Genomic DNA, 20,209 nt, shown 5'->3' with positions numbered 1-20,209 from the left:
ATCATGCAAGCTGAGGTCGGATTATTCTCGGGACGTTCGCCAGGGGGTGCCGATACAAAGATTCGCGTTGCTGCTGTGCAAATGGCCTCTGGACCAAGTGTCAGCGCTAATCTGGAAGAGGCGCTTCGCCTGATTGAGGAAGCAACATCATGTGGTGCAAAATTGGTGGTTCTACCCGAATATTTCTGCGTGATGGGAATGAAAGATACCGATAAACTTGTGGTGCGGGAACCTCTTGGGGAAGGAATGATTCAGCAGTTCTTGAGTGATACTGCCAAGCGATTGGGTATCTGGCTGGTAGGTGGATCGGTTCCGCTGGTGTCTCCTGTTCTGGACAAGATTTACAATAGCTGCCTGGTTTACGACCAGCAAGGTAAGTTGGCGGCGCGTTATGACAAGATTCATTTGTTTGGTCTCGCTCTGGGTAATGAAAATTTTGCTGAAAAAAGAACCATTGAAGCTGGTAATCAGGTAGTGGCGCTTGATACTCCATTTGGCCGGATGGGGTTGTCAATCTGTTATGATCTGCGTTTCCCGGAGCTTTACCGCATGATGGGGAAAGTAGATGTCATCCTGGCGCCGTCGGCTTTTACTGCGATCACTGGCAAGGCACACTGGGAAACATTGATTCGTGCGCGTGCGATCGAGAATCAGGCTTACCTGATTGCTTCTGCGCAAGGTGGATTTCATGTCAACGGACGTGAAACCAATGGTGATAGCATGATTGTTGATCCGTGGGGGGTTATTCTGGAGCGTCTGCCACGTGGTGCTGGAGTAGTAGTGGCCGATATTGACCGTACCTATCAAACTAGTGTTCGTAACAGTCTGCCTGCGCTTGAGCATCGCTGTCTGTTGCCCTGCTAGTACATCATGAGCATTATGGCTATTTTATGTTAGCTGTTTGGAATTATCTGATTTGCCGACTTAATATTTCGAGAATTTTTCAGGATGAATGATTTAATTGCAATAGCCGATCAGTATCTGCTCGCGCCTTATCAGCTGGATACCGGCAAGCTGGAGACGGTGTTTGGTCAGATTTGCACCCATCGTGTTGACTATGCAGATATTTATTTTCAGTATAGTCGCTCGGAAGGTTGGGCGCTGGAGGAGGGCATCGTCAAATCAGGCAGTTTCAATATCGATCAAGGTTTGGGAGTGCGAGCCATCAGTGGAGAAAAGACGGCATTTGCTTATTCTGATGAAATTAATCATCTGGCATTAATGTCTGCCGCACAGGCAACGCGGGCTATTGCTCAACAGGGAGAGGGCAGTTCTGCTGCCGTTACCAGCCAGAAACGGGATTCTCGTCCGGTTTCTCTCTATCTGCCGTATGATCCAATCGCCAGATGTGAGAATGCTGACAAAATTACTCTATTGAAAAAACTGGAGAGTTTTGCACGTGCTCTGGATAAACGAGTAATTCAGGTCATGGCATCACTGGCCGGTGAATATGAAGTTGTGATGGTGATGCGTAGTGACGGTTTGTTGGCTGCGGATGTTCGACCGTTGGTGCGGGTGTCATTACAGGTGATTGCAGAGGAAAATGGCCGTCGTGAACAGGGAATGGCTGGGGGCGGCGGAAGATTTGATTATGCCTACTTCAGCGATACAATTCTGCAGGAGTACGCGCACAAGGCAGTTCATCAGGCAGTGACAAACTTGGCGGCAAAACCAGCGCCGGCGGGCAGCATGACCGTTGTGCTCGGTAGCGGTTGGCCGGGAATTTTGCTGCATGAGGCCATTGGTCATGGATTAGAAGCAGATTTCAACCGTAAAGGGAGCTCCGCATTTTCTGGACGAGTGGGCGAGCAGGTGGCCGCACGTGGTGTAACTGTAGTGGATGACGGAACGCTAAAGGATCGTCGTGGCTCCCTGAATATGGATGATGAAGGTAATCCAACACAATGCACCACCTTGATTGAGGATGGTATTCTCAAAGGCTATCTTCAGGACAATCTGAGCGCGCGTTTGATGAATCAGCCTGTAACCGGTAATGGCCGTCGCGAATCTTTTGCGCATATTCCGATGCCGCGCATGACCAATACTTATATGCTTAATGGCGATAAAGAACCGGAGGAAATTATTGCCTCTGTCAAAAAAGGGTTGTATGCGGCTAATTTTGGTGGCGGGCAAGTGGATATTACCAGTGGAAAATTCGTATTCTCAGCTGCGGAAGCATATATGATCGAGGATGGTAAAATTACTTATCCGGTGAAGGGGGCAACCCTGATTGGTAACGGGCCGGATGTGCTGACCCGCGTTTCCATGATCGGTAATGATCTGCTGCTGGATCCCGGAGTGGGAACCTGCGGCAAGGAAGGGCAAAGCGTACCGGTTGGCGTCGGGCAGCCTACGTTGCGGGTGGATGGGATTACAGTGGGCGGTACGAATGGCTAGGGCGGCAATTATGAAAGCTTGTAGTCATATGCTATTGATATTCACGGAAACGTAAAGTGGTTTTTTAGTAAGATAACGATAGTTATTCTGGAATCGCTCGATTTAAAGCAATTCTGAAAGAACGTTCAGTTAGCGCTTGATTGTCAATCGCTAACTTTTTTATTGCAATCATGAAAAATAATATATTGAATTCGGTGGGGTATTTCCATGAATGCTGAGCTGACTGGTGCGGAAATTGCCATACGTTGCCTGCAGGAAGAAGGAGTAACCCATATCTTTGGTTACCCTGGTGGGGCAGTACTGTTCATTTATGACGAACTGTTCAAGCAGGATAAGGTAAAACATATTCTGGTCCGTCATGAGCAGGCTGCATTACACGCAGCTGATGGTTATGCCCGTTCAAGCAATAAGGTTGGCGTGGCGCTGGTGACTTCCGGTCCGGGGGTCACCAATGCGGTCACAGGAATCGCTACTGCTTATATGGATTCCATTCCCCTGGTCATTATTAGCGGACAGGTGCCGACTGCAGCAATCGGACAGGATGCATTCCAGGAGGTAGATACGGTCGGGATTACACGACCCTGCGTTAAACATAATTTCCTTGTCAAGGATGTTGCTGAGCTGGCCACAACAATGAAAAAAGCATTCTATATTGCTTCCAGTGGGCGACCGGGACCGGTACTGGTAGATATCCCGAAGGATGTTAGTCAGCATAAAGCGATATTTCATTATCCTGCTTCTGTTTCACTGCGTTCCTATATGCCAGTTGTCAATGGCAATATCAGGCAGATCAAAAAAGCAGTACAAATGATTCTGGATGCTAAGCGGCCCATGATTTACGCCGGTGGTGGGGTCATTCTGGATGATGCCGCCACGGAATTGGCGACCCTCACCCAAATGTTGGATTTTCCATGTACGAATACTTTAATGGGTCTGGGAGCTTATCCGGCAACAGACCGTCAATTTGTCGGCATGCTCGGTATGCATGGTACGTACGAGGCCAATATGGCTATGCAGTATTGCGATGTTCTGATTGCTGTTGGTGCCCGTTTTGATGATCGCGTGATTGGAAATCCAAAGCATTTTTATAGTGAAGATCGCAAGATTATTCATATCGACATCGATCCATCGTCCATTTCCAAGCGTGTCAAGGTCGATGTACCGATTGTTGGCAGTGTGTCTCAGGTGTTGACTGAATTGATCAATCTGCTGAAAGCCAGCAAGGAGAAGGGTGATACGCACGCGCTACAGGAATGGTGGAAACAGATCGAGCAATGGCGTGCGCGCGATTGTTTGAAATACGATCACACCAGCAAGATTATCAAACCACAAATGGTGGTTGAGAAACTCTATAACGTCACACACGGTGATGCATTTATAACATCTGATGTTGGTCAGCACCAGATGTGGGCGGCGCAATTTTATAAATTTGATAAACCAAGGCGCTGGATCAACTCGGGAGGTCTGGGTACGATGGGTTTTGGTCTGCCGGCAGCAATGGGGGTGCAGATGGCCAATCAGGGCGCAACGGTTGCCTGTGTGACAGGAGAGGCAAGTATTCAGATGTGTATCCAGGAGCTCTCCACATGCAAACAATACCAGCTACCGATAAAAATTATTAGTCTGAACAACCGCTATATGGGCATGGTGAGGCAGTGGCAGGAATTTTTCCATGGCAATCGTTACGCAGAATCATATATGGATGCCTTGCCGGATTTCGTAAAACTCGCTGAAAGCTATGGCCATGTTGGTATGCGTATCGAAAAGCCGGAGGATGTCGATGGCGCCTTGCAGGATGCTTTCAATCTGAAGGACCGATTAGTTTTCATGGATTTTGTGACGGATCAGACCGAAAATGTTTTCCCGATGGTGCCTGGTGGTAAAGGGCTATCCGAGATGATTCTGGTATAACAACATGCGACATATTATTTCAATTTTGCTGGAAAACGAGGCAGGTGCGTTGTCTCGCGTAGCGGGGCTTTTCTCGGCACGTGGCTATAACATTGAATCCTTGTCGGTTGCGCCTACCGAGGATCCTACCTTGTCGCGTATGACGATGGTGACGACTGGCTCCGAGGATGTTGTTGAACAGATCACCAAGCAGCTGAATAAACTGATTGAAGTGGTCAAATTGGTTGATCTGAGTAATGGTGATCATATCGAACGTGAACTGATGCTGGTAAAAGTCAGGGCGACGGGTTCGGCGCGTGAAGAATTTAAACGGCTGGCTGACATATTTCGTGGCAGCATTGTCGATGTGACCGAAAAAACTTATACGATCGAACTCACCGGTCCGAGTACAAAACTCGATGCACTGCTGGAGGCGATTGATCGCAGTCTGATCATGGAAATTGCACGCACAGGCGCTTCTGGTCTGGGGCGTGGTGAACGCTCACTAAAAGCTTAGCGTACTTCAATCCAGAAAAATTTTTAATTTATTACTTGTGAGTATTGATTGTTCATATTAATTTAAAAGGGAAACGATGAAAGTTTATTACGATAAAGATGCAGATCTGTCACTGATCAAGAAAAAGAAAGTGGCCATTATTGGTTATGGTTCTCAGGGGCATGCGCATGCCAATAACCTCAGTAACTCCGGTGTCAAGGTTGTCGTGGGATTGCGTAAAGATAGCGCATCCTGGGATAAAGCCAAAAAGGCAGGTATTACGGTAAAGGAAGTCAGTGCGGCAGTTAAGGATGCGGATGTGGTTATGCTGCTTTTGCCAGATGAGCACATGGCATCCATTTATCATCAAGAAATTGAGCCGGTACTGAAAAAAGGGGCGACACTTGCCTTTGCGCATGGATTTAATATTCACTACGGACAAATAGCTATTCGCGAGGATCTCGATGTGATCATGATCGCCCCGAAAGGCCCGGGACATCTGGTACGTTCTACCTATGTGCAGGGTGGTGGTGTGCCATCATTGATCGCAGTTCATCAGGATAAATCCGGCAAGGCGCGGGATCTTGCCTTGTCTTATGCTGCGGCAAATGGTGGCACACGCGGTGGTGTTATCGAAACCACCTTCAAGGAAGAAACCGAAACGGATTTGTTTGGTGAACAGGTCGTACTGTGCGGTGGCTTGACTGCATTGATCCAGATGGGTTTTGAAACATTGGTAGAAGCAGGGTACGCACCAGAGATGGCTTATTTTGAATGTCTGCATGAAGTCAAGCTGATTGTGGATTTGATTTATGAAGGCGGGATTGCCAACATGCGTTATTCGGTGTCAAATAATGCCGAATTTGGCGATATCTCAAGAGGACCTCGCATTATTACTGAGGCGACTCGTAATGAGATGCGCAAGATTCTACGTGAAATTCAAACAGGCGAATATGCTCGTGAATTTATTCTTGAAAATCGTGCCGGCGCGCCCATGCTCAAATCAAGTCGTCGTCTTGCCTCAGAACATCTGATCGAGCAAACAGGGGCAAAACTGCGAGATATGATGCCGTGGATCAAAAATAACAAACTGGTTGATCAAACAAAAAATTAAAAGACGATTAAACTTTTTCCAGATGTCTGTCGAGCTTAAGCAAGCACCATCTCACTGGTGCAGCAGATTAGCTTTAGTTTTGGCAGGCTTCTGGTGTTAAATCAAGTAAATAGACTGGATTAAGACATTAAGTACGGATTTTAAACCTGACTTTACCTTGTTTCTGCATACCCGTAGAAAACAGAGATAAAAATTAACTAATGACAAATACTTACCCACACCCGATCATAGCCCGTGAAGGCTGGCCATTCATCGCTATTGCATTTGCCGCTGCAATGACCGTTCATTTTTTTGCTGGCTGGGCATGGGCCATTTTTTTCTGGATAATCGCTTTTTTTGTTTTGCAGTTTTTTCGTGATCCACCCAGACTGGTTCCGGTACTAGCCAATGCAGTACTGGCTCCTGCGGATGGCCGTATTGTTGCGATTGAAAAAGTCTGGGATCCTTACCTGAATCGCGAAGCGCTCAAGGTAGGCGTATTCATGAATGTTTTCAATGTTCATTCTAATCGTAGTCCAATAGATGGAGCGGTTCAGAACCAGTGGTATTTCCCTGGAAAATTTTTTAATGCCAGCCTGCCGAAAGCTTCGCTGGAGAACGAGCGCAATGCTTTATGGATTAAAAGTGATGCCGGCCAGGATATAACCTGCGTACAGATTGCTGGGTTAATTGCTAAACGTATTGTCTGCCATGTTAATCCAGGAGAGCATTTGTCGCGTGGCCAACGCTTTGGTTTTATTCGTTTTGGTTCGAGAGTAGATGTCTATTTACCGCTAGGCAGCAAAGTCAGAGTAATCATTGGAGATAAAGTACGCGCAACTACCACGATTCTGGCTGAGCTTATAAACTAATGAAAACCTGAATATGGAGGAATTCGACCCGCTTGAGCAACCGTCAGATAGTAACCGACTCAGGCGAAGGGGTATCTATTTACTTCCTAATCTGTTTACAACAGCGGCACTTTTTGCGGGTTTTTATGCAATTGTGCAAGCCATGAATGGTAATTTTTCTTATTCCGTAATTGCTATTTTTGTGGCTATGGTATTTGATGGGCTCGATGGTCGGGTTGCGCGCATGACGCACACACAGACTGAATTTGGTGCGCAGTACGATAGTCTATCCGACATGGTTTCTTTTGGAGTGGCACCTGCATTGATTGTTTATGAATGGGCATTACGTGATTTGGGTAAAATTGGATGGATTGCAGCTTTTGTTTTTTGTGCCTGTGCTGCATTACGCTTGGCACGTTTTAATGTGATGATAGCGGTGGTAGATAAGCGCTTTTTTCAAGGATTACCTTCACCGGCAGCAGCGGCACTGGTTGCCGGCATGATTTGGGTAATTGAGGATTTTCAGCTTAATGGTAAGGATATAGTCTGGTTAGCCTGGGGATTGACATTGTTTGCCGGATTAACGATGGTGACTAATATCCCGTATTACAGCGGCAAGGAATTTAATCTGCACAAAAAAGTTTCTTTTTTCGCGGTATCGCTGTTGCTGCTCTTTGTTTTTGTACTGGTTCCAAGCCACCCACCAGTAGTATTGTTTGGATTGTTTTTGCTCTACGCATTTTCCGGCTATGGTATCAAAATCTGGCGTTTAGTAAAAAACAGAAAGCGTAGCAATCCACAAAGAGAGAATGGATTGCATTAGTTGTATGCGTAATTACAAACAATTTATACTTCTACAATGAATACTGGTTTCAAATTGTTAATCTCCTCATATCAGAATTGCCTGGAGCGTATGTGCTGCCGGGTAAATCGACTGTCGCGCTCTGCGCGCTAATCATTTAAACTTTCCCCCGTTTCTTCCAATATTCCAGACTGGCGTTAATGGCCATGTCGTCGATTCAAGCTAATGTAGTGTGGAGTAAGCAATGAAAGAGCATTTATATATTTTTGATACAACGTTGCGTGATGGAGAGCAAAGTCCGGGTGCATCCATGACTCGGGAAGAGAAAGTGCGTATTGCCAGACAGTTGGAGCGCATGGGCGTTGATGTGATCGAAGCAGGTTTTCCGGCGGCTTCTAATGGCGATTTCGAAGCGGTCAAGGCGGTCGCTGATGTGATCAAGGAGAGTACCGTCTGTGGATTGGCGCGTGCAATTGAAACAGATATCAACCGTGCTGGTGAAGCGCTCAGAGGTGCAGCTGATATCCGTATTCATACCTTTATTGCTACATCACCCATTCACATGAAAAACAAACTGCGCATGGAACCGGAAAGAGTGATGGAACAAGCAGTTAAGGCGGTGAAATGGGCAAGGAAATATACCGATAACGTTGAATTCTCACCGGAAGATGCTGGTCGTTCAGAAATTGATTTTTTGTGCCGGATTCTGGAAGCTGTCATTGATGCAGGTGCTAGCACGCTGAATATCCCGGATACGGTGGGTTATACAATGCCGGAGCAATTTGGTCAGTTGATCCGGACGCTGCGTGAGCGTATTCCCAATGCTGACAAGGCAGTATTTTCCGTGCACTGTCATAATGATCTTGGACTTGCTGTTGCCAATTCACTAGCGGCAGTCATGAGTGGTGCCCGTCAGGTCGAGTGTACTATTAATGGTCTTGGGGAGCGTGCTGGCAACGCAGCGCTGGAAGAGATCGTGATGGCGGTTCGTACTCGTCAGGATTATTTTCCATGTGATACCCGCATCGATGCAACCCATATCGTGCCCGCGAGCAAGCTGATCTCGGGGATTACCGGTTTTCCTGTCCAGCCGAATAAAGCAATCGTGGGTGCAAATGCCTTTGCACACGAATCGGGTATTCATCAGGATGGCGTACTCAAACATCGAGAAACTTATGAAATTATGCGCGCAGAGGATGTGGGCTGGGGCGCTAACAAATTGTTGCTGGGTAAACATTCCGGACGCAACGCCTTCCGAAATCGCTTGCAGGAACTGAGCATTGATGTCGCCTCCGAAGATCAATTGAATGCCTTATTTATACGATTCAAGGAACTGGCAGATAAAAAACATGAAATTTTCGATGAGGATCTGCAAGCACTGGTTTCAGAAGAAACCAAGCATCCTGAAGAGTATTACCGTCTGATTTCACTGATTGCGCACAGCGAGACGGGTGAAATGCCATTTGCCAGGCTGGTAATTGCGGAAGGAGACAATGAAAGGCAAGCGGAATCGGATGGAAGTGGTCCGGTGGATGCGACTTTTCGTGCTATCGAAAAAATTCTGAATAGTGGATCAGAATTACAATTGTTTTCGGTGAATAACATTACTAGCGGAACGGATGCGCAGGGAGAGGTAACGGTTAGATTGCAGAAAGCAGGCCGGATCGTCAATGGTCACGGTGCGGATACCGATATTGTTGCCGCATCGGCCAAAGCTTACTTAAGTGCCTGCAATAAATTACACACTAAACTGGAGCGGGCTCACCCCCAAGTATAAATATGCGTTATTTTTTAACTATTCTTTTATTATTTTTGATCACGGCGACTACTTTGGGTGCGCAAACACCTGATTTTACTCTGAGAGACAGCGCAGGCAAGACGCATCGGTTATCGGATTACCAGGGTAAATGGGTGCTGGTTAATTTTTGGGCAACCTGGTGTGAACCTTGTCTGAAGGAAATTCCCGACTTGTCTTCATTGCATGGAGCTCGCAAGGATATCGTCATTATCGGCGTAGCGATGGAATTTGATGATCCCGAAACCGTCATGAAATTTGTCGAAGATCTAAGCATTCCCTATCCAATCGTGCTTGGAAATCAAAAAATAGCGGGGCAGATAGATGAGCTTTCAATGTTGCCAAGTACTTATCTCTATAATCCGACAGGTAATCCCGCCGCGCGAAAAGTTGGCCTCATTACACGCGCCGAAATAGAAGCATTTATTAGCGCACACTGAACTTGAACATCATTGCGATTGAAGCCTCTACTGCTTACTGTTCGTTGGCCTTGTGGCAGAATGGTACAGTAAGCGATCAGGATACGTATGTGGGTCAGCAGCATTCAGAGCTGTTGCTGCCAATGTTGCAGGTTTTGCTGGATGAAGCAGCACTCAGCCTCAGTCAGATAGATGGTATTGCATATGGTGCAGGGCCGGGCGCATTTACCAGTCTGCGTATCGCCTGTGGCGTGGCGCAAGGGTTAGCGTTTTCTCATGATATTCCTGTCGTGGGCGTGATCACCCTGGAAGCGCTGGCGCAACGGGCAAATGTGCCCCATGCGCTGGTTGCTCTGGATGCCCGCATGGGCGAACTCTATTTTGCGGCCTACAGTAGAACCGATCAGGGCTGGCTGGCTATTCACGCGCCTGTATTGACTAGTCCAGCATTCACTCCTGCTGTGCAAGGAGAGGGATGGGTGGGGTGTGGGAGTGGTTTTGATGCTTATGAGACAGTGCTTGCGGATCGGTATGCTGGTCAACTGACCAGGGTTGTGCCTGGCCTTTATCCGCGCGCACGTGAAGTTGTGCAGCTGGCAGTTGATAAATTCATGCGAGGCGAAGGAATGGCAGCAGAGAACGCGCTGCCGATTTACCTTCGTGACAAGGTGGCGCTCAAGGAAAGTGAGCGATGAATGCTATCCAGGATCAGACGATAATTCGTGAAATGTGTTTGGAAGACCTTGAAGAAGTTATTCGTATCGAACATGAGATTTTTATTTTCCCCTGGACGCTGGGTAATTTTCGGGACTCGGTTAAGGCAGGCTATCACTGCCGGGTACTAGTACGAAAAGAAAATAATCTATTGATGGGGTATGGAGTATTGATGATGGGTGTCGATGAAGCGCATCTTCTTACCTTGGGTATCGGTTCTACCTGGCAGAAACTAGGATGCGGTGCTCATATGTTGCATTATTTTATTGAGTTAGCCGAAAATCAGGGAGCAGTATCCGTATTACTGGATGTGCGCGTATCTAATACTCATGCAGTCAAACTTTATCGGCGCCTTGGGTTCGAACAAATTGCAGTACGCAAGGGATATTATCCAGCAATGTGTGGTAAAGAAGATGCTTTGGTGATGCGGCGAGCGTTATGAAGCTGCGCATTTATACAAAAATACACCATGTGGAATAACAATCGCCTCAAAGAGCTGGGGCTGCTGCCACAATGGCGTCTCAGACCGGATTCCGGCAACCATCTGACGAAACCGGATCAGCAAATCAAGCTGAAAAATGACGCCGAAAAAACTGAACCAGTAAGCCTCATTGCCAGCATGGATTGGACACAGCTAAATCAGGCGGTTGGGGAGTGCATGGCTTGCCCATTGGCACAAACACGCAAAAATACCGTATTTGGTGTGGGTGATCAGGCTGCTAGCTGGTTATTTATTGGAGAAGGTCCTGGCGCTAGAGAGGATGAAATGGGTGAGCCTTTCGTCGGTCAGGCCGGCAAGCTGCTGGATAGCTTGCTGCAAGCCATACATCTTGATCGTCACCATGATGTTTATATTGCTAACATCGTCAAATGTCGTCCGCCCAGCAATCGCAATCCGCAAACAATAGAAGCAGCAACATGCCGCCCCTATCTGCTGCGTCAGATTGCCCTGATTGAACCTAAATTAATCATTACGCTCGGTAAGGTTGCTGCCGAGAATCTGCTGAATACTCACGACAGCCTCGTGAGTTTACGTGGCAGAGTTCATGATTTTTTGGGAATTCCGCTCATCGTCACCTATCACCCGGCCTATCTGTTACGGTCACTGACTGACAAAGCGAAGGCGTGGGAAGATTTATGCTTTGCACGAGCGACTATGTATAAAATCAGACAAAACCTCGAACTAAATCTGCCTGTCCCGCGTTCCGATGAGATGCAGTGAGTCTTGTTTACCTTGGTTTTTAATGTGCCATTGACGTACCAGGATCATGGTAACTGAAACAAACAGACCAAATAGAGCGATGACAGTGTAAATGTTGACATCCATCCAAATCAGGAATGCATAGACAGACAACATAATCAGTATTCCCAGATTTTCGTTGAAATTCTGTACTGCAATGGAATGACCCGCACCCATCAGGATATAGCCGCGATGCTGCAGCAGAGCATTCATCGGTACGACAAAAAAACCTGCCAGTGCACCAATGATAATCAAAAGGATGATCGCAATCCATAAGTCCTTGACTAGAATCATCAGGATGACGACCATACCCATGGCAATGCCTAACGGCAAAACAGTAACTGAACGGCGCAAGGAAATAATTTTTGCCGCTAATACCGCACCCGAGGCAATGCCGATAGCAACGACTCCTTGCAACAGTGCTGCTTGATTGAGTGCATAACCAAGAGCTATTTCAGCCCATTCAAGCACAATAAATTGTAATGTGGCTCCTGCTCCCCAGAAAAGGGTAGTAACCGCCAATGAGATTTGCCCGAGTTTGTCACTCCACAGTAATCTAACGCAATGGGTAAAATCATGAAAAAGAAAAAGCGGATTCTTTTTAAGCAATCGATGATCAATTCCAGTATCAGGAATAAACAGATTAATGATCGCTGCCGCTGCATAGAACAGGGCGACTACCATGATGCCGGCTGCTGTGGGAGTATTGATTAGTGCAGGAGAGAGATCAACCAGAAAGCTCGTGATAGCAGGAGTGACCAGCAGTCCACCAGTGACAGCACCGAGTACGATAGATGCAACTGTCAGACTCTCCATCCAGCCGTTGGCAATCACTAATTTTTCCGGGGGGAGCAGTTCCGTCAAAATACCATATTTGGCCGGAGAATAGGCTGCTGCACCCAGACCGACAATACCATAAGCCGCCAGTGCAGCATACTGGTGTGTCGCCAGAAACAACAACAGACAACCAATAATCTTGATTGAATTACTGATAAACATGACCTTTCCCTTGGGCATGGAATCAGCAAATGCACCAACCACCGGCGCTAGAACAACATAAAACAGGACAAAGACAAATTTGAGCATGGGCGTGAGATAAGTTGGCGCATGCAAATCAATCAGGAAAGCAATGGCAACCACCAGGAGCGCGTTGTCGGCTAATGACGAAAAAAACTGTGCCGCCATGATGGTATAGAAACCGCGCTCCAAACCCTATCTCCTCAATAATATCAACCAAGCACGCTTTATATCATGAAAGTCAGACCCGGTCATTTAAGGATTGAGGGTATTTCTAATCATCCCTATCTGGTCAATATACTTCGCTGTCTACAACAACTCCGTCAAGTTACGAGTTATTTGTGAGGGCGCTATACTCGGCGCATGGAGTCAAAGAACTCAGCGTTATTCTTGGTTGCCTTGACTTTATCAAGCAGGAAAGACATCGCATCCAGCTCGTCCATTGGGTAGAGTAATTTGCGTAGCACCCATGTTTTTTGCAAGACGTCTTGTGGAATGAGCAATTCTTCACGGCGTGTTCCGGAACGATTGACATTGATTGCGGGATAGATGCGTTTTTCTGCCATACGTCGATCAAGATGGATCTCCATGTTGCCGGTTCCTTTAAATTCTTCGTAGATGACATCATCCATGCGCGAACCAGTATCCACCAGTGCGGTTGCAATAATCGTCAGTGATCCGCCTTCCTCGATGTTGCGGGCAGCGCCAAAAAAACGTTTGGGACGTTGCAGGGCGTTAGCATCGACACCACCAGTCAGTACTTTGCCTGAGGCGGGTACGACTGTATTGTAGGCACGAGCAAGCCTTGTGATCGAATCGAGCAAAATAACGACATCCTTTTTGTGCTCTACCAGCCGTTTGGCTCTTTCCGCGACCATATCCGCCACTTGTACGTGGCGGATGGCTGACTCGTCAAAAGTGGAGGAGATGACCTCACCTTTGACTGAACGGGTCATTTCCGTTACTTCTTCCGGGCGTTCATCAATCAGCAGCACCATTAGAATGACTTCGGGGTGATTGGCTGCGATGGCGTGTGCGATATGCTGCAGCATGACAGTTTTCCCTGATTTCGGACTGGCAACCAGCAGTCCACGCTGCCCCTTGCCAATTGGCGCGATTAAGTCAATGATCCGACCTGTAATATTTTCTTCGGCATGAATATCACGCTCCAGAAAAAGCCGTTCTGTCGGAAAAAGTGGAGTTAAATTTTCAAACAGAATTTTGTGTTTGGAATTTTCCGGTGGTTCACCATTGACATTTTCGATTTTGACCAATGCAAAATAGCGTTCACCTTCTTTTGGAGGTCGAATTTCACCATGGATGGAATCGCCGGTATGCAGATTGAACCGTCTGATCTGACTTGGTGAAATATAAATGTCATCGGGCCCGGCCAAATAGGATGTATCTGGTGATCGCAAAAACCCAAAACCATCCTGCAGGACTTCCAGTGTGCCATGGCCAAAAATACTTTCGCCCTTGCGTGCCTGATTCTTGAGTAATGCAAAAACCAGATCCTGTTTCCGCATGCGACTGGCACCTTCAATTTCATTGGTAACAGCCATTTTGACCAATTCGGATACATGAATACTTTTTAAATCAGCTAGACGCATAGGAAGTGCTCTCGGAAAACAGGAAAAGGGTACAAATACGAGAAAATAGAGGAGGTACTACTGTAACTTGATCAATTAAGACAGTACGATGGTAAGTTAACGACGATGAATGGAGTTATCTTGAGCCAGAATGTCTGTTACAGGTGACTATCGATAAACGCTGTTAATTGAGATTTTGATAATGCACCTACTTTGGTGGCCTCAATATTTCCATTTTTGAATAACATTAAAGTTGGGATACCACGAATACCATATTTTGGAGGAGTAGCCTGATTTTCATCAATGTTGATTTTAGCTACCTTGAGCTGGCCGTTATATTCACTGGCTATTTCATCAAGAATAGGTGCAATCATTTTGCAAGGGCCACACCATTCTGCCCAGTAATCAACCAGAACGGGAATTGTCGATTCCAGTACTTCTTTATCAAAGGTTGCATCTGTAATGTGATGAACATGCTGACTCATAAATTCCTCTTGTAAATTAATTGGTTATTGTTAAAAACCGCGTTATATGGTACAAAAAATGGTGAACCACAGTTCAGTTAATTAAACTGATGAACAAAAAACTGCTTTGATATGCATTAAACCGACAACCAACGCCTGCGGATCAAAAGTTGACTGCAAGAAGATAACGATCGTGTAGGTTATATAAACGCTGCATTGTGGGAAAGCAGATCAAGATTTAGTGGGCCAAAAATCAGGAACTATTGCAGCCGATACTCAATTGAATTTTACAGCAGTCCTAAATCTGAAAACTTTTGGCAAGATAAGGCCAATTAATTTGTCTGTCAATGTTATTCTTCAATTTGTTAACAGAAAAACTACATTTGGCTACGTTACCATGAAACAGCACAATTTCTGCACCATATATGATAAGAAGAATGATTGTTCTGGAAATATCGGTTTATCTGTAAGTTACGTATACGCCAGGACATTAAGTTTTACTGGTGTCTGTTTTTCTTTCTTTTATTATCTAATCAATAGATCAATCTGCTTGGCTGCTATTCTGATTTTAGCTTTATTGTCAGCAAATCCGGTATGGGCTGTTTCTGATGTGGAGCTGCAGATTGAAAATTTTATAGAGGATATGGTCGATCAACACGCATTTGACCGGCGCGAGCTGGAGGCTGCCTTTGGTCAGGTCAAAATTCTTCCAGATGCGCTAAAGCTGATATCCGCACCTTCCTCGTCGATTGCCTGGCATAAATATCGTGACCGTTTTGTAAATCGGCAGCGTATCTCAGGTGGAGTGAGTTTTTGGCGCAGGCATGCCCCGGCACTGGTAAAAGCTAGCCAGGTTTATGGTGTTCCTGAGGAGATTATCGTTGCGATTATTGGAATTGAAACCAACTATGGTACTTCTACCGGTGGTTATCGGGTGATTGACGCGCTGACGACTCTGGCTTTTCAGTTTCCACGCCGGGCAGATTATTTTCGTGAAGAGCTGGCACAATATTTTTTACTGTCAAGAGAGCAGAATTTCGATGTGCTGAGCATTAAAGGTTCCTATGCCGGCGCAATCGGGATTCCACAATTTATGCCGGGCAGCTACCGGCGTTATGCGGTTGATTTTGATGGGGACGGAAAAATAAATTTGTCCGGTAACGTGAATGATGCGATTGGCAGTGTGGGTAATTATCTTAAAATGTTTGGCTGGCAGGAGAAGAGGCCGATTGCATTGCGCGCCCAGAAGACAAACGAAGACTTTCTGAAATCGATAGAACCCGGAATAGAGCCGTTGCATTCCATCAATAAATTACGACAAGCGGGGATCGTCTCTGTTGACCCTGTAGAGGGTGAAAGCCTTGCTGCGCTCATTATGCTGGATGATGAGGGACGGGAGGAACTCTGGTTGGGATTGAACAACTTTTATGTCATTACGCGCTATAATCGCAGTACCTTCTATGCCATGTCCGTTTATGCGTTGGCAGAGGCTATCCGAATAGCCAAAAACAGTTAAAGTAGTTCACTGGTGCAGGAATTGTTTTGCACAGAAGATTGCTCGAATACCACAACGTGATCTGCTTCCAGCCTGATGCCGATACTGTCACCAATAGCATGATTGTGATGACTGGGAATCAGCGATAACACCGTGGTTCCTTCTGCGAGCTGCAAGGTATACAGTATGTTCGCACCACGAAAAGCTTTGTTTAGAACGACAGCGCGCAGTTTGCTGTGATCATCGTGCACGATATCATCCGGACGTATCAAAACGTCGACTATCGCATTCATTTGACGAATATTGCAACCTGGCTGACAGGAAAGCCAAATATTTTCCGTAAGCGTGCCAGCAGTGATTTCAACCTTTCCGGATGAATGAATTACGCCGGGCAACAACACACCTTGTCCGATAAAACCGGCAACAATGCGATTGGCGGGTCGGTGATACAGATCGTAAGCACTGCTCCACTGCATCATCTTGCCCTTATGCATCACGCCAATTTTATCCGCAACGGCAAAGGCCTCAGCTTGATCATGCGTGACCAGAATGGCGGTAATACCAAGTTGCTTGAGTAGCGAACGTACTTCCTGACCCAAATGCTCGCGTAAAGCAACATCCAGGTTGGAGAACGGTTCGTCCAGTAGTAAAAGATCAGGGCGGGGAGCCATTGCACGTGCCAGCGCGACCCGTTGCTGTTGCCCACCAGAAAGTTCATGCGGATATTGGGTGGCGACATCCATTAATCCGGTAATCTGCAGCAGTTCGTCGATCCGCTGTTTCTTCTCGGATTGAATGCTGCGATGCAGGCCAAAGCCAATGTTGTCTGTCACATTCAGGTGTGGGAACAATGCATAATCCTGAAATACCATACCAATCCGTCTTCTCTCGGGCGATAAACTGTAATTGCTGCGGCTCACACATGTGCCTTTAATCAGTATCTCTCCACTAATAATGGATTCAAATCCCGCAATGCAACGTAGCACAGAAGTTTTGCCACAACCGCTTGGTCCCAGCAGGCAGCCGATTTCACCCCGTTGCAGAGTAAACGATAATTCGTTGACGATGACCTGTTTGGTATAGGCAAAACTGATTTTATCCAGTTGCAGCACCTTATCCATAGTGTTATTTTTCTGTCTGGTGGATGAGCAGAATGATAGGTATCAGCCCGACAAGAATCAGGGTTAAGGCGGGCAGGGCGGCCTGCTGCCATTCACCTTCAGACGTGAGCGAAAAGATGCGCACGGCGAGTGTGTCCCAGTTAAAAGGACGGGTCATCAGAGTAATGGGCATTTCTTTCATTACATCTACAAAAACCAGTACCAAAGCAGTAAACAGGCCGCTTCTGAGCATGGGAAGGTGCACAGTACCTAACATTTTCCAGCCACTGATACCAAAGCCAATGGCCGCCTCATCTATGCTTCTTGTTATCCGTGTCAGTGAACTTTCCAGAGGAAAATAACTAACCGCCATGAAACGGGTCATATAAGCGATCAGCATTACGATTAATGTTCCCTGAATCAGCAGTCCGCTCTCGAAATTAAACAAAACCAGGAGCCAGTCACTGAGCAGACTATCCAGCCACGCCAGCGGAATAAATATACCGACTGCCAGAACTGCACCGGGTAGTGCGTAGCCGATGGTTGCCAGGCGTACCGCAAAGCGAGTCAAAAAACCCGTATGTAAGCGTGCCGCATAAGCCAGCAAAATCGCGGCAAAAGTGGTAAGAATGGTAGCAATGATTGCCAGCGACAAGGAGTGCCAGACAAATTCCAGGTAGCGCTGATTCAGGCTGTCAGAAAAAGAGTCTACTGCCCAGAGGGTCAGTTGTGCTACCGGCAGGATAAAGGCAAAAAATAATACTGTACTGGCAAAAGTTGTCACGGCCACAGCCTGCCATCCTGTCAGTCGAATACGTTCGATACGTGCGCTTTGCTTGCTTTCGGCAAACCGCATGCGTGAGCGAAAATACTGTTCCGTCATGATGATCACGAATACGATCAAAATCAGTAGTGAGGCAAGCTGGGATGCAGCAGTCAGCGAAAACAGGCTGAACCAGGCTTTGTAAATGGCCGTGGTAAATGTGTCATAGTTAAAGATTGTCACGGTTCCAAAATCGGCAAGTGTTTCCATTAATGCCAGCATAACACCAGCGGCGATCCAGGGGCGCGCCATGGGCAGGGCAACTTTAAAAAACCCCTGACGATGATTCAATCCAAGCGATTGGGCGACCTCCAGCAAGCGTTTACCTTGCGTTAAGAAAGCATTACGCGCCAGCAAAAAAACATAGGGATAAAAAGCCAGCGTCATGACGACTGCCACGCCCGGTCCGCCGCGTATATCAGGAATCCAGAACAGATCAGCATCAAACAGCTTACGCAGGGTAGTTTGCAATGGTCCTGTAAAGTCAAATATCCCCAGCGCAACGAAAGCGGTGACATAAGCGGGAATGGCTAATGGCAAGAATAATGCCCAGGAAAAAAAACGGCTTCCGGGAAAGGTGTAGACAGCTGTAAACCAGGCCAGGCTGACACCGAGTAAGGATGTGCCAATCATGACACCTAATGCGAGCCACAATGTATTAGTTAACAGACGAGGCAGCAACGTGGCGGTCAGATGTTGCCAGATTTCATCTTCTGTTGAGAAAATGGAAGTAACTACCACGCAGACTGGAACCATGACCAGTGCAGCAACCATAAATGGAATGGTTTTCCAGAATAGCCGCTTGCTGAGTATATCTGGCTGGAATATCCCGGTGACGGGTTGTGTGGTACGAGTAGAAATATTTTTTCCCAATCCTAACGATAACCGGCGCGATCAATCAGCTTAACTGCCTGGGCTTGGAGCAGGCCTGCCTGAGCAACATTCATTGGGTTGGCTTTGAACGTTCCCCAGCTACGGATAAATTCCCCTACTTGTGCTTGCGGATTCGCGGGAAATTCCATGTTGAGTTCGGCAAACAATTGTTGTGCGGGTGTAGAAGAAAGGTATTCGAGCAGTTTCAATGCGCTAGATTTATTTTTACTATAACGGGTAATGCCCGCGCCCGAGACGTTAACATGTACACCAGAGCTATCCTGATCTGGCCAGAATATGGCTAATGGCAGATCAGGTTTTTCCTTCATTAAACGTCCAAAATAATAGGTATTGACCAGCGTGACATCACATCGTCCTGCAGCGACAAACTCCATCGCACGCGTATCATCCGGTAGCGGATCAGTTGCCAGATTGGCAACCCAGCTCTTGACGATACGTTCGGTTTTCGCTTCACCATGTTCGGCAATCATCATGGCTACCAATGACTGGTTATAAACTTTGTTGGAAGTGCGCAGACACAGACGTCCGCGCCATTGTGGATCGGCAAGTGCGGCATAGGATGTTAAGTCTTCCGGTTTGACTTTCAGGGTGTTATACACAATCGTTCGCGCACGCACGGTCAGGCCAAACCAGTGGTTATCCGGATCTTTAAGGTGCGCCGGAATATTGGCGGCGAGTACAGGAGAATCTACCGGTTGCAGCAATCCCTTGCGGGATGCCTCCCACAGATTGCCCGCATCGGTTGTAATAAGGATATCCGCTGGTGTTCTTTTGTCTTCCGCCATGAGGCGCGCCAGCAGGGCTCCTTCCTTGTCGGTCGTGAATTTAACGGTTATTCCGGTTTTGCTGGTGAAATCATCAAATAATGGTTTGATGAGCTGTTCAATTCTCGCGGAGTAAACCACGACTTCGGCAGCATGCAAGTGCCCGGAAAACAAGGTGGTACACAATAATGCACAGATGGTCTGGAAAGGTGAATATCTGCGAGAGTGTGAATTGAACATGTCGATATTATTCCTATGAAATACGCAGCAAAGTAATTGAGAAGAAGTATACGCTAAATGGTAATAATTATCAGTCAGTGATTATTGCTGGTTGATATGTGCCAAAACTCACATGCTAGCCGGCAT

The 20,209-nt window shown here is 46.8% G+C and carries 19 protein-coding genes; 13 read left to right on the top strand and 6 right to left on the bottom strand.

The window, feature by feature from the left end:
* Window positions 1-3 precede the first annotated feature (3 nt).
* The 12 genes from IPG31_04685 (at window position 4) to IPG31_04630 (ending at window position 11,679) form a co-directional block, all read left to right on the top strand.
* Window positions 4-864, top strand: a complete 861-nt coding sequence (locus IPG31_04685; GenBank protein ID MBK6617682.1) for a carbon-nitrogen hydrolase family protein — start codon at window positions 4-6, stop codon at window positions 862-864.
* Window positions 865-948: 84 nt separating this feature from the next.
* Window positions 949-2,397 (top strand): metalloprotease TldD, encoded by a 1,449-nt coding sequence (tldD, locus tag IPG31_04680; protein MBK6617681.1) that lies wholly within the window; start codon window positions 949-951, stop codon window positions 2,395-2,397.
* Between the two features lie 207 nt (window positions 2,398-2,604).
* The gene (locus IPG31_04675) at window positions 2,605-4,308 is read left to right on the top strand and encodes an acetolactate synthase 3 catalytic subunit (GenBank protein MBK6617680.1); all 1,704 of its coding nucleotides are present in this window, start codon (window positions 2,605-2,607) and stop codon (window positions 4,306-4,308) included.
* A 4-nt stretch (window positions 4,309-4,312) separates the two neighbouring features.
* Entirely contained in the window at window positions 4,313-4,804 is a 492-nt protein-coding gene (gene ilvN, locus IPG31_04670) for an acetolactate synthase small subunit (protein MBK6617679.1), read from the top strand.
* Window positions 4,805-4,880: 76 nt separating this feature from the next.
* Window positions 4,881-5,897 (top strand): ketol-acid reductoisomerase, encoded by a 1,017-nt coding sequence (gene ilvC, locus IPG31_04665; protein MBK6617678.1) that lies wholly within the window; start codon window positions 4,881-4,883, stop codon window positions 5,895-5,897.
* Between the two features lie 200 nt (window positions 5,898-6,097).
* Window positions 6,098-6,748 (top strand): phosphatidylserine decarboxylase, encoded by a 651-nt coding sequence (locus IPG31_04660; GenBank protein MBK6617677.1) that lies wholly within the window; start codon window positions 6,098-6,100, stop codon window positions 6,746-6,748.
* Between the two features lie 13 nt (window positions 6,749-6,761).
* On the top strand, window positions 6,762-7,550 hold the full coding sequence (gene pssA / locus IPG31_04655) for a CDP-diacylglycerol--serine O-phosphatidyltransferase (GenBank protein ID MBK6617676.1): 789 nt from the start codon (window positions 6,762-6,764) through the stop codon (window positions 7,548-7,550).
* Between the two features lie 223 nt (window positions 7,551-7,773).
* Window positions 7,774-9,306 (top strand): 2-isopropylmalate synthase, encoded by a 1,533-nt coding sequence (locus IPG31_04650; GenBank protein ID MBK6617675.1) that lies wholly within the window; start codon window positions 7,774-7,776, stop codon window positions 9,304-9,306.
* 2 nt (window positions 9,307-9,308) lie between these two features.
* Window positions 9,309-9,764: a TlpA family protein disulfide reductase gene (locus IPG31_04645; protein ID MBK6617674.1), complete on the top strand. Its 456-nt coding sequence runs from the start codon at window positions 9,309-9,311 to the stop codon at window positions 9,762-9,764.
* Window positions 9,765-9,766: 2 nt separating this feature from the next.
* Window positions 9,767-10,438, top strand: coding sequence for a tRNA (adenosine(37)-N6)-threonylcarbamoyltransferase complex dimerization subunit type 1 TsaB (gene tsaB, locus IPG31_04640; protein MBK6617673.1), 672 nt, complete (start codon window positions 9,767-9,769; stop codon window positions 10,436-10,438).
* Window positions 10,435-10,899: a ribosomal protein S18-alanine N-acetyltransferase gene (rimI, locus tag IPG31_04635; protein MBK6617672.1), complete on the top strand. Its 465-nt coding sequence runs from the start codon at window positions 10,435-10,437 to the stop codon at window positions 10,897-10,899. The genes tsaB and rimI overlap by 4 nt, the downstream gene beginning before the upstream one ends.
* A gap of 27 nt (window positions 10,900-10,926) precedes the next feature.
* Window positions 10,927-11,679, top strand: a complete 753-nt coding sequence (locus IPG31_04630; GenBank protein ID MBK6617671.1) for a uracil-DNA glycosylase — start codon at window positions 10,927-10,929, stop codon at window positions 11,677-11,679.
* Here IPG31_04630 and lplT read toward each other — a convergent pair.
* The 3 genes from lplT to trxA all read right to left on the bottom strand — a co-directional run bounded on the left by lplT (window position 11,641) and on the right by trxA (window position 14,788).
* Entirely contained in the window at window positions 11,641-12,906 is a 1,266-nt protein-coding gene (gene lplT / locus IPG31_04625; protein ID MBK6617670.1) for a lysophospholipid transporter LplT, read from the bottom strand. The two genes, IPG31_04630 and lplT, sit on opposite strands and share 39 nt — an antisense overlap.
* Window positions 12,907-13,064: 158 nt before the next feature.
* A complete protein-coding gene (gene rho, locus IPG31_04620) occupies window positions 13,065-14,324 on the bottom strand; it encodes a transcription termination factor Rho (GenBank protein ID MBK6617669.1) in 1,260 nt (419 codons plus the stop codon).
* A 137-nt stretch (window positions 14,325-14,461) separates the two neighbouring features.
* A complete protein-coding gene (trxA, locus tag IPG31_04615) occupies window positions 14,462-14,788 on the bottom strand; it encodes a thioredoxin TrxA (protein MBK6617668.1) in 327 nt (108 codons plus the stop codon).
* A gap of 376 nt (window positions 14,789-15,164) precedes the next feature.
* Here trxA and mltB point away from each other — a divergent pair, with 376 nt between their 5' ends.
* Window positions 15,165-16,283: a lytic murein transglycosylase B gene (gene mltB, locus IPG31_04610; protein ID MBK6617667.1), complete on the top strand. Its 1,119-nt coding sequence runs from the start codon at window positions 15,165-15,167 to the stop codon at window positions 16,281-16,283.
* Here the strand turns inward: mltB and IPG31_04605 are convergent.
* The 3 genes from IPG31_04605 to IPG31_04595 all read right to left on the bottom strand — a co-directional run bounded on the left by IPG31_04605 (window position 16,280) and on the right by IPG31_04595 (window position 20,083).
* Entirely contained in the window at window positions 16,280-17,383 is a 1,104-nt protein-coding gene (locus IPG31_04605; protein MBK6617666.1) for an ABC transporter ATP-binding protein, read from the bottom strand. The genes mltB and IPG31_04605 overlap by 4 nt on opposite strands.
* Before the next feature lie 4 nt (window positions 17,384-17,387).
* Window positions 17,388-18,959 (bottom strand): iron ABC transporter permease, encoded by a 1,572-nt coding sequence (locus tag IPG31_04600; protein ID MBK6617665.1) that lies wholly within the window; start codon window positions 18,957-18,959, stop codon window positions 17,388-17,390.
* Window positions 18,960-19,060: 101 nt separating this feature from the next.
* A complete protein-coding gene (locus IPG31_04595) occupies window positions 19,061-20,083 on the bottom strand; it encodes an extracellular solute-binding protein (protein MBK6617664.1) in 1,023 nt (340 codons plus the stop codon).
* Between the last annotated feature and the right edge of the window lie 126 nt (window positions 20,084-20,209).

Source organism: Nitrosomonas sp., assembly GCA_016703745.1.
Lineage (GTDB): Bacteria > Pseudomonadota > Gammaproteobacteria > Burkholderiales > Nitrosomonadaceae > Nitrosomonas.
The sequence above is the reverse complement of the archived record's forward strand: the minus strand, read 5'-3'. Positions and strand labels throughout refer to the sequence as shown.

Bases quoted from the DNA above. Each gene is read 5' to 3' on its own strand.
- IPG31_04685 (MBK6617682.1), top strand. From the start codon at position 4: ATGCAAGCTGAGGTCGGATTATTCTCGGGACGTTCGCCAGGGGGTGCC.
- tldD (MBK6617681.1), top strand. From the start codon at position 949: ATGAATGATTTAATTGCAATAGCCGATCAGTATCTGCTCGCGCCTTAT.
- IPG31_04675 (MBK6617680.1), top strand. From the start codon at position 2,605: ATGAATGCTGAGCTGACTGGTGCGGAAATTGCCATACGTTGCCTGCAG.
- ilvN (MBK6617679.1), top strand. From the start codon at position 4,313: ATGCGACATATTATTTCAATTTTGCTGGAAAACGAGGCAGGTGCGTTG.
- ilvC (MBK6617678.1), top strand. From the start codon at position 4,881: ATGAAAGTTTATTACGATAAAGATGCAGATCTGTCACTGATCAAGAAA.
- IPG31_04660 (MBK6617677.1), top strand. From the start codon at position 6,098: ATGACAAATACTTACCCACACCCGATCATAGCCCGTGAAGGCTGGCCA.
- pssA (MBK6617676.1), top strand. From the start codon at position 6,762: ATGGAGGAATTCGACCCGCTTGAGCAACCGTCAGATAGTAACCGACTC.
- IPG31_04650 (MBK6617675.1), top strand. From the start codon at position 7,774: ATGAAAGAGCATTTATATATTTTTGATACAACGTTGCGTGATGGAGAG.
- IPG31_04645 (MBK6617674.1), top strand. From the start codon at position 9,309: ATGCGTTATTTTTTAACTATTCTTTTATTATTTTTGATCACGGCGACT.
- rimI (MBK6617672.1), top strand. From the start codon at position 10,435: ATGAATGCTATCCAGGATCAGACGATAATTCGTGAAATGTGTTTGGAA.
- IPG31_04630 (MBK6617671.1), top strand. From the start codon at position 10,927: ATGTGGAATAACAATCGCCTCAAAGAGCTGGGGCTGCTGCCACAATGG.
- rho (MBK6617669.1), bottom strand. From the start codon at position 14,324: ATGCGTCTAGCTGATTTAAAAAGTATTCATGTATCCGAATTGGTCAAA.
- trxA (MBK6617668.1), bottom strand. From the start codon at position 14,788: ATGAGTCAGCATGTTCATCACATTACAGATGCAACCTTTGATAAAGAA.
- mltB (MBK6617667.1), top strand. From the start codon at position 15,165: ATGAAACAGCACAATTTCTGCACCATATATGATAAGAAGAATGATTGT.
- IPG31_04605 (MBK6617666.1), bottom strand. From the start codon at position 17,383: ATGGATAAGGTGCTGCAACTGGATAAAATCAGTTTTGCCTATACCAAA.
- IPG31_04600 (MBK6617665.1), bottom strand. From the start codon at position 18,959: ATGGTTGCTGCACTGGTCATGGTTCCAGTCTGCGTGGTAGTTACTTCC.
- IPG31_04595 (MBK6617664.1), bottom strand. From the start codon at position 20,083: ATGTTCAATTCACACTCTCGCAGATATTCACCTTTCCAGACCATCTGT.